Source organism: Duganella margarita (assembly GCF_009857535.1).
Classification (GTDB): domain Bacteria; phylum Pseudomonadota; class Gammaproteobacteria; order Burkholderiales; family Burkholderiaceae_D; genus Rugamonas; species Rugamonas margarita.
This window is the reverse complement of record NZ_WWCS01000036.1, coordinates 1-11,805: the sequence shown is the minus strand read 5'-3', so window position 1 is coordinate 11,805 and position 11,805 is coordinate 1. Positions and strand designations below refer to the sequence as shown.

Sequence of the window (11,805 nt, the reverse complement as noted above, 5' to 3'; positions counted from 1 at the left end):
CAGAACAGGAATTCGACGAGACGTGAAAGGGAAAAGATCAGGCCTCGCCGCGTTAAGCGACGAGCGTCCAGTTGGGCCGTGGCGGCCCGTCGGCGATATAGGAGTGATAACGCGGCACTCCCGCTGGCGCAAACACGGCGGCCGGCGCCACCGTCATGAGCGGCTCGGCGGCCGGCACCGAGGCCTGCACCGCATGATGACAAACTTCGCAATCGCCATGCTTGGACGGCTTGCTGTGGTCGGTGTCATCGTCGGACTGCGCCTGGTGCTGATGGCCATGGTGGCCGAAGTGCGACACCTTGTTCTCTTCATGCTGGCAATACACGGCCGCCATCGACCAGGCGTACTGGATCGGCAGGATAGTCAGCAGCAGAATGAGCAGGATTTTCTTCACACTGCCATTGTAGCAGCCCGCGCGCCATCAGCTTTTCCACATCAGCCATAATATTTTCAGCTGGAAGCGCTGCCAGCGACGCTGCGTAACAACCTTGTCATATCTGCTCATTACCCTGTGGCCTCTTTCAACTTCCACCCACAACGGATACCGACATGCACCTGCTTCCCGCCCGCCCCCTGATCCTGGCCCTGAGCATTGCCGCCGCGCTGAGCGCCTGCGGCGGCTCCTCCAACGACGAGCCGCTGGTCATTCCAGCCGCCCCCGCCGACCAGGGCGCTGCGGAAAGCGTGGCTGTGCCGACCGCCACCGCGTTTGTCGACACCATCGCCACCAACCAGCGCGGCGACGCCCGCTACGCCACGCTCGACACCAACGCCGCCGTGCGTATTCTGGGCGGCTTCCTGAGCGTCTGGAAACCGCTGACGCAAATCGTCGACGCCGGCGTGACCGCACCGGCCAACGGCGCCTTTCCGGCCGTGGTAGCCTCGACCTGGACCGGCGTGCCGGGCGACGGCACGCCGGACGGCACCGTGCTCAACGCCACCGTGCACCAGGCCAACATCGACTACGTGGTCAAGGCCACCACCAACCGCACCGCCGACCAGGCCGTGCAGGCCTACCTGGATGACCGCCGCGGCAAGGGCTACAGCATCACCGACGGCATGGGTCCGCTGACCAGCGCCTGGCGCGCCGCCGCCCAGCAAACCACCACCATCACCAGCGTGGCGGACAATGCAACCACCACGCTGTACAACGACGGCGGCAACAACACCGGCGTCGGCAGCGCCACCAACACCAGCTTCGGCAACGTAGTCGACCTGGTCAACCTGATGGGCAACAACGCCTCGACCGAACCGGCCAAGCGCTTCTACAAATACGCTCGGCCATACCGCTGGAGCACCAGCGTGCAGCTGCTGCCGGCGCTGGTCCCGGCCAAGAGCACCACCCCGGCCACCGACGGCGGCTACACCAGCGGCCACACCGCCGAAGCCGTGCGCGACGCTGTCGCCATGGCCTACGCCGTGCCGGAACGCTATCAGGAAATGCTGAGCCGTGGCCTGGAACTGGGCGAGATGCGCATCCTGGCCGGCATGCACTCGCCGCTGGACGTGGTCAGCGGCCGCATGCTGGGCATCGCCAGCGCCGCCGCCAACCTGGCCGACCCGGCCAACGCCGCCAAGAAAGCCGCCGCCGTGGCGCAGGCGCACAGCGCGCTGATGGCCGCCACCGGCACCACCGCCGACACCTTTGCCGCCTACGCGCAATCGGGCACGGTGGCCAACGACCGCTTCGCCGACTACGCCACCAACAAGGCCAACTACCTGCGCCGCAGCACCTTCGGCTTCGCGCCGGTGGCCGCCACCAACGCCGCCGCCGCCGTGCCGAAAGGCGCCGAAGTGCTGCTGGAAACCCGTCAGCCTTACCTGAGCCCCGACCAGCGCCGCGTGGTGCTGAAAACCACCGCGCTGGCCTCCGGCTACCCGGTGATGGACGATGCTGAAGGCTGGGGTCGCCTGAACCTGTTCGCGGCCGCCGACGGCTACGCTTCGTTCAGCGGCAACGTCACCATCGTCATGGACGCCAGCAAGGGCGGCTTCAACGCGGTGGACCGCTGGCGCAACGACATCAGTGGCGCGGGCAAGCTGGTCAAGCAAGGCACGGGGACGCTGAAACTGGCCGGCGCCAACACCTGGACCGGCGGCACCGAACTGACCGCCGGCGCGCTGCAAGGCGACTCGGTGGCCGCCTTCGGCAAGGGCGACGTCTACGTCAGCGGCGGCACGCTGGTGGCCAACGCGCCGGCCGCGCTGCAAGTGGCCGGCAAGTACACCCAGCTGAGCGGCAGCACCACGCTGGAACTGGACTTGGGCGGCGCCGCCGCCGGCAGCCAGGGCAGCCTGAACGTGGCCGGCACCGCCACCATCGCCGGCGGCACGCTGCGCATCAAGTTCGCCAACGGCTACAAGCCGAAAGCGGGCGACGTGCTGACGGTCATCACCGCCGGCAGCCTGAAAGGCAAGTTCACCACCATCACGGTGGACGGCTTTGCCAACGTGACGCCGAACTACGGCGGCGCCACGCTGACGCTGACGCTGGGCAGCTAACCCCGCGTCATTCCCGCTAGCGCGGCGGTCCGCCGCTGCGGAATGACGGTGACGGCTATTTGGTCGCCGTGGCCAGGTAGCCCACCAGCGCCTTCAATGCGGCCTCGTCGGTAATGCCGGAAAACGGCATGCGCGTGTTCGGCACCACCGCCTGCGGATTGCGCAGGAACTCGGTCAGGTTCTTCTCATCCCAGACGATGCCGCTGCGCTTCATCGGTCCGGAAAAGCGGAAGCCCTCGACCGTGCCGGCGGTACTGCCCAGCAGGCCGTGCAGCGTCGGGCCGACGCCGTTCTCGCCGGCCTGCAGCGAATGGCAGGCCACGCATTGCTCGAAAGTCTTCTTGCCCAGGTCCTGGGCGCCGGCGCCGGCAGCAGCCAGGCACAGCAGCCCGGCAATCAGTACATTACGCATGGATCAGTTTCCCCGGTTGTTTGACATAGACCTTCTTGATGATGTCGGCCGCCATGTAGGCGATCGCCGCCACCGGACCGGTGGGGTTGTAGGCCGAGTTGTGCGGGAACAGCGACGCCCCCATGATGAACAGGTTGTCGACCTGCCACACCTGCCCGTATTTATTCGTTACCGAATTGCCCGGGTTGGTGCCCATGATGGTGCCGCCGGTGTTGTGGGTGCTCTGGTACGGCACGCTGCTCCATGACTGGCGCGCGCTGGCCTTGCTCAAATGCGTCGGGCCGAGCGCGGCGGCGATGCGGTTGATGACGTCGGCCGAGTGCGCCGAAATCTTGCGCTCGTTGTCCTGGTAGTCGAAGGTCATGCGCATCAGCGGCGCGCCGAAGCGGTTGCGGTAGGTCGGATCGAGATCGAGGTAGTTGCCGCGGAACGGCATCACGGTGCCGGTGGCGGTGATGTTCATGCTGCGGTCGTACCACTTGGCGGTCTCCTGCTTCCAGGCGCTGCCCCAGGCCGGCGTGCCGGCCGGCGTCGGATGCCACTGGATCGGCCGGCCGCCGTACATGGCGGTGCCCACCGTCGAGCCGCCGACGAAGCCGAACGGCGCGCGGTCGAAGTCCCAGTTGCCGTGGAAGTCATCCATGATGGCGCCGATGCCGGCAGTGGCCATGTACGGGTGGAAGTGCTTGTCTTCGAAGAACAGCATGGCCGCGCTGCCGGTCTGGTAACAGTAGTTCTTGCCCAGCAGGCCCTTGCCCGACACCGGATCATAAATCTCGCCGATGCCCGACAACATCATCAGGTGCACATTGTTCAGACCAAAGGCGCACAGCACCACCAGCTTGGCCGGCTGAAAGCATTCCTCGCCGGTGACGGTGTTGGTGTAGGTGACGCCGGTGGCCTTCTTGCCCGAAGCGTCGCGCTCGACCCTGGTTACCCACGCGTAGGTGCGCAGCTCGAACGTGCTCTGGCGCAGTGCGGCCGGAATCACCGTCATCTGCGCGCCGCCCTTGGCGTTGGCCTCGCAGCCAAAGCGCTCGCAGTGGCCGCAGTACTGGCACTCGCCGAACTTGACGCCGTCCGGATTGGTGTACGGCACCGAGGCGTTGGCGGTGGGACGCGGGAACGGGTGATAGCCCATCTTGCCGGCCGCCTCGGCGAACAGTTCGCCGGCATAGCCGTACACCAGCGGCGGCATCGGGTATTCGCTGCGGCGCGGCGCCTCGAACACATTGCCGCCGGCGATCTTGCGGCCCTGCACGTTGCCGGCCTTGGCCGAGATGCCGGCCACTTTCTCGAACTTGTCGTAGTAGGGCTCCAGCTCGGCGTAGGTCACGCCCCAATCCTGGATGGTCATGTCGGCCGGAATGTATTGCTTGCCGTACTTGGCCTCGTAGCGGCTGCGGATCTGGAAGTCGTTGTCGTTCCAGCGCCAGGTGTGGCCGTTCCAGTGCGTGCTGGCGCCGCCGACGCCGGTGCCCATCAGGTAGGAACCGAGGCGGCGGTACGGCAGCGCCGTCTCGGCGCTCTTGTTGCGCACGGTCTCGGTGTTGTCGGTGGTGTTGACCATCATCGACATGCGCTGACCCACGGCCAGCTCGTCGCGCATGCGCGGCACGCTGAAATCGTCGGGCGTGTGCGGCCCGCCGCGCTCCAGGCACACCACCGTCATGCCAGCTTCGGAAAATTCCTTGCCCAGAATGCCGCCGGTCCAGCCGCCGCCGACCAGCACCACATCCACTTCCTTGTAAGTCTTCATGCGTGTTCCTTTAGCTGAGATCGGCAATGCCGGCCGGTTCCGGACGGTAAGGCTTGTTGGCGTACTTGATGATGTTGACCTTGTTGGCGGTGTTCACGCCCGGATAGCCGACCAGCTTCCAGCCCTGCTTGTCCTGGTTGCCGCCGTAAATCGGATCGGCAAACATGGCTTCGTAAAACATCTGCAGCAGCTGGGCGAAATACACGGCCGCCGGCACGCCGTTGGGCAGCGCCGCCTTGCCGGACTGCAGCTCCTTGAGCAGCGCTTCGCGCGCCTCGGACGGCAGGCGGTCGAACGGCTTGCCGTGGGTGGCCCGGCAGTAATCGGCCAGCCCTTCGGTGCCGGCGCGGAACAGCTGGGCCGGCGTCATGCCCAGCTGGTAGCCCTGGTTGGCGCTGCCCTGTTTGAACGGTCCTTGCAGATAGAGCCGGTCGCCCTGGCCCCAGTTGCCGCCCAGCGCGCGGTCGTAGAACACGGCCAGTCCCAGCGTAACGCCGTCCGGCGTCAGGCCGTCTGCCGGGCACATGTGGTTGACCAGCGCCTCGACGAACACCTGCTCGTCGGGCCGCAGCCACAGGTAGCCGGACGGCGCGGCGGCGGGCGTGGGCGCCGCAGTGGCGGCGGTTGCGGTGGCGGCAGCAAGGGGCAGGCTGGCGGCACTGGCGCCGGCCGCCAGGGAACGCAACAGAAAGTCGCGCCGGGGTTGCTGATCGCGGGTATCACTCATGGCAGGGCTCCGGGAAGATCCATCGGGGAAAACCACCGATGCTACGTCATTATTTCCACAAGGAAATTGAGCTGAACATTACGGAATGTAACAGCGTTGATACAAAACTTTTACCACAAGTAGTGTTTCCACATGGAAAAACAGTGATAACCTTTTTCCCCTTGTGGACATTCGCGCGCGCGCATCAGGACCCCATGAACTTCATGAAAAATGCCAACATCGGCAAAAAAATCACCCTGGTCTTCGGCATTGTGCTGATCGTCTCCAGCCTCGCCACCGGCGTCAGCCTGTGGCAGCTGGGCAAGATGCGGGCGTCCACCAAGGAACTGCTGGAGATGTCGCTGACCAAGGAACGCCTGGTCAGCGACTGGTACCGCATCATCTTCGCCGGCGCCCGCCGCACACTGGCCATCGCCCGCAGCAACGACAACGGCCTGGTCGAGTTCTTCGCCGCCGACTCCCTCAAGGGCACCACCGAGGCCGGCGAGATCCTGAAAAAGGTCGGCGTGCTGCTGACCTCGGACAAGGAAACCGCGCTGCTCAAGGGCATCAGCGACGCGCGCGACACCTACAACGTGCACAAGGCCGCCATCACCAAGGCCAAGGCGGCCGGCGACAACGACACCGCCAGCGCCGTGCTCAACGACAAATTCATCGGCGCCGCCGACGTCTACCAGCAGCGCCTGCGCGAACTGGTGGCGTTCGAACGCGAACAGATCGACCACAGCGCCGTCGACATCGACCAGGCCGCCACCATGAGCCTGCGCCTGCAACTGGCGCTGACCGTGCTGCTGGCCGTGGTGGTGGTGGTGTGCGGCATGGCGCTCAAGAGCAGCATCGTCGGCCCGCTGCAGTACGCCATCGGCGTGGCGCGCCGCGTGGCCCAGGGCGACCTGACCGCCGACGTGCGCACCGATTCGCACGACGAGGCCGGCCAGTTGCTGGCGGCGCTGGGCGAGATGACCGTGGCCCTGCGCAGCCTGATCAGCGACGTCATGCAGAGCGCCGGCACCATCACCAGCGCCGCCGGCGAAATCGCCCAGGGCAACGCCGACCTGTCGGGCCGCACCGAATCGCAGGCCGCCAGCATCGAGGAAACCGCCAGCGCCATGGAAGAGCTGACCTCGACGGTCGAGCACAACGCCGGCAACGCCGGCCAGGCCAACAAGCTGGCCCTGGGCGCCAGCGCGCTGGCCAGCAAGGGCGGCGCGGTGGTCGGCCAGGCGGTAGCCACCATGGCCGAAATCAAACAGGGTTCGCAGCGTATTTCGGAAATCACCGCCATCATCGACGGCATCGCCTTCCAGACCAACATCCTGGCGCTGAACGCGGCGGTGGAAGCGGCGCGCGCCGGCGAACAGGGCCGCGGCTTTGCCGTGGTGGCGTCGGAAGTGCGCAACCTGGCGCAGCGCTCGGCGGCGGCGGCCAAGGAAATCAGCGTGCTGATCGGCGCATCGGTGGACCAGGTCAACGCCGGCAGCAAGCTGGTCGACGACGCCGGCGCCACCATGACCGACATTGTCGGCGCCATCAAGGAAGTGGCGCAGATCATCACCGAGATCACCGCCGCCACCCGCGAGCAAAGCGCCGGCCTGAGCAACATCAACCAGGCCATCGCCGAAATGGACAACGCCACCCGCATGAACGCGGCCATGGTGGAGGAAGCCTCGGCCGCCGCGATGAGCATGCAGGACGAGGCGAGCCGCCTGGACCAGGCCATCAGCGTGTTCCGCACCAGCGACCAGGTGCGCACAGGCGGCCGGCGCCAGTTGGCGCTGCGCTAGATCGTTCGCCTAAATCGAACAAAATGTGCAAAACATATCAATAGACTGCACATGATGGACGGTTTCATACTTTACTTATTCGGAAATGTAATAAGGAGTATGAAATGGTCCGCAAAATCCTCCCCGGCCTGCTGTTGTGCGCGGCGGTCACCGCCGCCGCCGCCGGCCTTGAATATGTCGAAGCCGCCCTGTTCGGCCGCGCCTGGCTGGAAAGCCTGGTGCTGGCCATTCTGCTGGGCACCGCGCTGCGCACGCTGACGCCGCTGTCGGCGCGCTGGGACGCCGGCATCCACTTCAGCGCCAAGACCCTGCTGGAACTGGCGGTACTGCTGCTTGGCGCCACCGTCAGCGCCGGCGCCCTGCTGGCCAATGGCTGGATGCTGCTGGCCGGTATCGCCGGCGTGGTGGTGCTGGCGATCAGCTGCAGCTACGCCATCGGCCGCCTGAGCGGCCTGTCCGCCAAGCTGGCCCTGCTGATCGCCTGCGGCAACTCGATCTGCGGCAATTCCGCCATCGCCGCCGTGGCGCCGGTGATCGACGCCGATGGCGAGGATGTGGCGGCGTCGATCTCCTTCACCGCCGTGCTGGGCGTCATCGTGGTGCTGCTGCTGCCGTTGGCGATGCCGCTGCTGTCGCTGTCGGCCAGCCAGTACGGCGTGTTTGCCGGCCTCACCGTGTACGCCGTGCCGCAAGTGCTGGCCGCCACCGGCGCGGTATCGCTGACCAGCGCCCATGTCGGCACGCTGGTCAAGCTGGTGCGGGTGTTGATGCTGGGACCGGTCGTGCTGCTGCTGTCGCTGTTCGGCCCGCAGACTGGCGACGCCCCGCGTCCAAGGGTGCGGCTGTCGGCGCTGGTGCCCTGGTTCATCGCCGGTTTTCTGGCGCTGATGGCGCTGCGTTCGGCCGGCCTGCTGCCGCCGGCGCTGCTCAAGCCCGCCCAGGCGGCCAGCAGTTTCCTCACCGTGATGTCGATGGCGGCGCTGGGCCTGGGTGTCGACGCCCGCAGCGTGCTGCGCGCCGGCGGCCGGGTTACCATGGTGGTCGTGCTGTCGTTGCTGGTGCTGTGTGCCATCAGCCTCGGCCTGATTCATTTTCTGCACATCGCCTAAGGAAGCCGCATGACGCTGGAACAACTGCGCATCTTTGTCGCCGTCGCCGAACGCGAACACCTGACCCAGGCGGCGGCGGTGCTGGCGCTGACGCCGTCGGCCGTCAGCGCGGCATTGCGCGCGCTGGAGGAACGCTACGACACGCCGCTGTTCGACCGCGTCGGCCGCCGCATTGAACTGAACGATGCCGGCCGGCTGTTCCTGGCCGAGGCGCGCGCCACGCTGGCGGCCGCCCGCAACGCCGAACTGGCGCTGGCCGAACTGGCCGGCCTGCAACGCGGCGCGGTGGCGCTGCACGCCAGCCAGACCATCGCCAGCTACTGGCTGCCGCCGTTGCTGCTGGCTTTCCACCGCCAGTATCCGCAGATCGCGCTCAGCCTCACCATCGGCAACACCAGCAGCGTGGCGCAGGCGGTGCGCGACGGCGCAGCCGATCTTGGCCTGGTGGAAGACGGCGTCGATGCGCCAGAACTGACCGCCACCGTGGTGGCGCACGACCAATTGGTGGCGGTGGTGGCGCCATCGCATCCGTGGGCCGATGGCCGCGCGGTGGATGCGGCGGCGCTGCTGGCGGCGGACTGGATCCTGCGCGAACCGGGCTCCGGCACGCGCTCGGCGTTTGAGACGCAGCTGGCGGCGCTGGGCATCGCGCCGGGGCAGCTAAAGGTCGCGCTGGCGTTGCCGTCCAACGAAGCGGTGCGCAGCGCCGCCATGGCCGGCGCCTACGCCACGGTGGTGTCGGAACTGGTGGTGGCGCCGCATCTGCAGGCGGGGCTGCTGTGCAAGGTCAACCTCGCGCTGCCGCCACGGCCGTTCTCGCTGCTGCTGCACCGGCAGCGGCCGCCCAGCCGCGCCGTGCAGGCCCTGGCGCGGCTGCTCGGCTAGGCATTGGCGTCAGCGTCGCCGGCGACCGTCTCCGCCGACGCCAGCGCGTCCAATACCTGTTGCAGCACCAGTTCCGGCTGCGCCACCCAATCCTTGCTCAGAACGCGCAGCAAACGCCAGCCGGCGCCGGACAGCAAGCCGGGCTGCTGCAGGTAGCGCTCGACCAGATCGGGCGCCGCGTAATGCGCGTCCGTATCGACCAGAATGCCGAGGCGATAGGCGCTGTCGCCGACGTGCCGCACGCCGAGGTCGCAGCGCAGGCTGGACTCGCCGATGCCGGTGTCGACCAGCCAGCCGCGATCCAGCAAGGCTGCGCGCAACTGGGCCACCACCGGATGCAGCTCGGCGCGGCGCTGCACCGTCACCTTGCCGCCCATCAGCGTGATGACCTGGCGCGCGCCGGCCTGGTCGCCCAGCGACGACAGTTCGGCAAACTGCAAATAGGCCTTGAGCGCGAACGCGCCGGGGTTGTAGTCGTTGCGGATATCGCTGTGCTTGATGCTCGACACCAGGAACATATGCCGCTTGGCGCGCGAGAACACCACGTTGAGCCGCTTTTCACCGCCGGCGCGGTTGATTGGTCCGAAGTTCATCAGCATCTTGCGCTGGCTGTCGTAGCCGTAGCACACGCTCATGATGATCAGGTCGCGCTCGTCGCCCTGGACGTTCTCCAGGTTCTTGATGAACAGGCCGCAGAACTGGCCATCCTCCTCGCGCTCGTAGGCCGCGTCCAGCAGCGCCGAGAACGCCGGATCCTGGCCGGCCAGCGTCTTCAGCGCCTGAACGATTTCATCCTGCTGCGCCTCGGAGAACGCCACCACGCCCAGCGTCAGGCCGTGGCCATGGCTGTCATTCAATAACTGGCGCACCAGCTGCGCGATATAGCCGGCCTCGGCCGGATTGCGGCGATCGCGGTACAGGCCGTCGGTCAGGTAATGGAAACTGATCGGCCGTTGCAAGGCCTGCGCCAGTGCCGGCGCCACCGGATCGCCGGCGCGCAGCGCGATCGGCAGGGCCGGCTGCACCAGCGCGTGGTCGGGGATGGTCACCAGGCTGCCGTCGTAGAAACGGTGATTGGAGAACGTGATCAGCGCCTCGGAACGGCTGCGGTAGTGCCATCGCAGCATGGTGGACGGCAGGCTCTTGGCGGCCTGGTTGAGGAAGCTGTCGCTGCTGAGATCGGCCAGCAGCTCTTCATCGGCCTCGTCCGGATCGGCCTGCGTGCCGAAGAAATTGGTCGGCGGCAGCTGCATTTCGTCGCCCACCACGATCACCTGCGGGCCGCGGTACAGCGACGGCACCGCTTCCTCCACCGGGATCTGGCTGGCTTCGTCGAAGATGACGACGTCGAAGTAATCGGCTTCCAGCGGCAGCGTGTCCGAGATCGACAGCGGACTCATCATCCACACCGGTTTCAGGTCGCGCACCACCAGCCCGGACGGGCCGGACGCCAGCTCGCGGATGGCCTTGTAGCGCATCACCTTGGAAAACTCGTTTTCCAGTTCGCGCCGGCCGGCGGTATAGGCCTTCTTGAATTCCTTCTGCGCCGCGTCCAGCTGGCCGGCGCCGCTGTTGGCCAGCGCCAGCTGGGCCAGGAAGTGGTTGCGGCGACGTTCCAGGATCACCCGGGCGTTGAGGGCCTGCAACTCGCGCAGGTGGCCGCCGAGCCGCGCGCACAACTGGTCGAGCTGAATGCCGTCCTGGCGCGCCAGCGCGGCATCGTCACGGTACAGCCGCGCCAGCGAGGCGCGCGCCATGGCCAGCTCCAATGCCTCCGGCGCCCCCTGCCAGGTGCGGGCGGCGTGGGCGAACGCAGGCGGCGTCTGCTGCAAGGCCGCCAGGCCGGGCGCCACCAGCGGCAGCCAGGCGCCGGCCGCCTCGCCCGCCGCCACCTCGTCCTGCAATTGCCGCAGCGTCAGGTGTTCGATATCGGTCCAGCCGGCGTCCAGCGCGCGCAGGGCGGCGGTGCACAGCGGTTCCAGCGCCAGCAGGCCGGGCAAGTCGGCGTAGGCGCCGCTGCTCAGGGCGTGCTGGAACAGCAGCAGCGCCGACGACAGCGCGGCGCTGCGCGCGTGCAGCTGCTCGATTTGAGCGCTGAAGGCATCCACATCGTCGACCTGCCAGCCGCGTTCGATGTCGGCCACGGTGGCGGCCAGTGCGGCGGCCGCGTCGTAGTCCTGCTGCAGCCAGCGCAGCGCATCGCTCCAGCGCGGTCGCACCGCATGCGCCGCCATATCGTAATGCGACTGGAACAGGCCGCGCAGCTGCCACCAGGCCGGCTTGAGCCACGGCAGCCACGATTGCTCGACGGCGCCCGCCTGCGGCAGCGCCGCCGCCACCTCGGCGGCGGACAGCCGCACGCGCCAGTGCGCACTCTGCGCCGCTGCCGCCTGCGCGGCCGCGCGCTGTGTCGCGTACTGCTGGCGCAGCTTGAGGAAGGCCGCGCTGCGCGGCTGGCCGGCGTCCAGCAGTTCCGGCAGGCGGCGTTGCAGCAGCGGCCGTGCCGCTTGCAGATAGGCGGCGAGCGCGCGCAACTGCGCCACGTCGTGCCACAGCTCGGGCGGCAAGCCGGCCAGCGCCTGCTGCAGCTGGCGCAGCAGCGGCAGCGTGGCACCGACGGCGGCGCG

General features: G+C 67.5%; 9 protein-coding genes. 4 read left to right on the top strand and 5 right to left on the bottom strand.

Annotated elements, in window-relative coordinates; genetic code table 11:
- Nucleotides 1-52 precede the first annotated feature (52 nt).
- Nucleotides 53-394 (bottom strand): DUF2946 family protein, encoded by a 342-nt coding sequence (locus GTP55_RS28055; RefSeq protein ID WP_161048064.1) that lies wholly within the window; start codon nt 392-394, stop codon nt 53-55.
- 155 nt (nt 395-549) lie between these two features.
- Here GTP55_RS28055 and GTP55_RS28050 point away from each other — a divergent pair, with 155 nt between their 5' ends.
- Complete coding sequence (locus GTP55_RS28050) at nt 550-2,502, top strand: phosphatase PAP2 family protein (protein ID WP_161048063.1); 1,953 nt, start codon at nt 550-552, stop codon at nt 2,500-2,502.
- Nucleotides 2,503-2,557: 55 nt separating this feature from the next.
- Here the strand turns inward: GTP55_RS28050 and GTP55_RS28045 are convergent, their stop codons facing one another.
- Genes GTP55_RS28045 through GTP55_RS28035 form a run of 3 tightly spaced genes read right to left on the bottom strand, consistent with a single transcriptional unit; the run spans nt 2,558 to nt 5,400 of the window.
- Nucleotides 2,558-2,914: a c-type cytochrome gene (locus tag GTP55_RS28045; RefSeq protein ID WP_161048062.1), complete on the bottom strand. Its 357-nt coding sequence runs from the start codon at nt 2,912-2,914 to the stop codon at nt 2,558-2,560.
- Nucleotides 2,907-4,673 (bottom strand): GMC family oxidoreductase, encoded by a 1,767-nt coding sequence (locus GTP55_RS28040; RefSeq protein ID WP_161048061.1) that lies wholly within the window; start codon nt 4,671-4,673, stop codon nt 2,907-2,909. The genes GTP55_RS28045 and GTP55_RS28040 overlap by 8 nt, the downstream gene beginning before the upstream one ends.
- A gap of 10 nt (nt 4,674-4,683) precedes the next feature.
- Nucleotides 4,684-5,400, bottom strand: a complete 717-nt coding sequence (locus GTP55_RS28035; RefSeq protein ID WP_161048060.1) for a gluconate 2-dehydrogenase subunit 3 family protein — start codon at nt 5,398-5,400, stop codon at nt 4,684-4,686.
- Between the two features lie 194 nt (nt 5,401-5,594).
- On the opposite strand from GTP55_RS28035, the gene GTP55_RS30240 reads away from it, so the two are divergent.
- The 3 genes from GTP55_RS30240 (at nt 5,595) to GTP55_RS28020 (ending at nt 9,178) form a co-directional block, all read left to right on the top strand.
- Nucleotides 5,595-7,184 carry a methyl-accepting chemotaxis protein gene (locus GTP55_RS30240; RefSeq protein ID WP_161048059.1) on the top strand — a complete coding sequence of 530 codons (1,590 nt, stop codon included), beginning with the start codon at nt 5,595-5,597 and terminating at the stop codon, nt 7,182-7,184.
- Nucleotides 7,185-7,288: 104 nt separating this feature from the next.
- Nucleotides 7,289-8,293: a YeiH family protein gene (locus GTP55_RS28025; RefSeq protein WP_161048058.1), complete on the top strand. Its 1,005-nt coding sequence runs from the start codon at nt 7,289-7,291 to the stop codon at nt 8,291-8,293.
- Between the two features lie 9 nt (nt 8,294-8,302).
- On the top strand, nt 8,303-9,178 hold the full coding sequence (locus GTP55_RS28020; protein ID WP_161048057.1) for a LysR family transcriptional regulator: 876 nt from the start codon (nt 8,303-8,305) through the stop codon (nt 9,176-9,178).
- On the opposite strand, the gene GTP55_RS28015 is transcribed toward GTP55_RS28020, so the two are convergent.
- On the bottom strand, nt 9,175-11,805 hold a 2,631-nt coding region (locus GTP55_RS28015; protein ID WP_229258202.1), incomplete at its 5' end, for an AAA domain-containing protein. The two genes, GTP55_RS28020 and GTP55_RS28015, sit on opposite strands and share 4 nt — an antisense overlap.

Coding starts and splice junctions, on each gene's coding strand:
- GTP55_RS28050 (WP_161048063.1), top strand. CDS start 550: ATGCACCTGCTTCCCGCCCGCCCCCTGATCCTGGCCCTGAGCATTGCC.
- GTP55_RS28045 (WP_161048062.1), bottom strand. CDS start 2,914: ATGCGTAATGTACTGATTGCCGGGCTGCTGTGCCTGGCTGCTGCCGGC.
- GTP55_RS28040 (WP_161048061.1), bottom strand. CDS start 4,673: ATGAAGACTTACAAGGAAGTGGATGTGGTGCTGGTCGGCGGCGGCTGG.
- GTP55_RS28035 (WP_161048060.1), bottom strand. CDS start 5,400: ATGAGTGATACCCGCGATCAGCAACCCCGGCGCGACTTTCTGTTGCGT.
- GTP55_RS30240 (WP_161048059.1), top strand. CDS start 5,595: ATGAACTTCATGAAAAATGCCAACATCGGCAAAAAAATCACCCTGGTC.
- GTP55_RS28025 (WP_161048058.1), top strand. CDS start 7,289: ATGGTCCGCAAAATCCTCCCCGGCCTGCTGTTGTGCGCGGCGGTCACC.
- GTP55_RS28020 (WP_161048057.1), top strand. CDS start 8,303: ATGACGCTGGAACAACTGCGCATCTTTGTCGCCGTCGCCGAACGCGAA.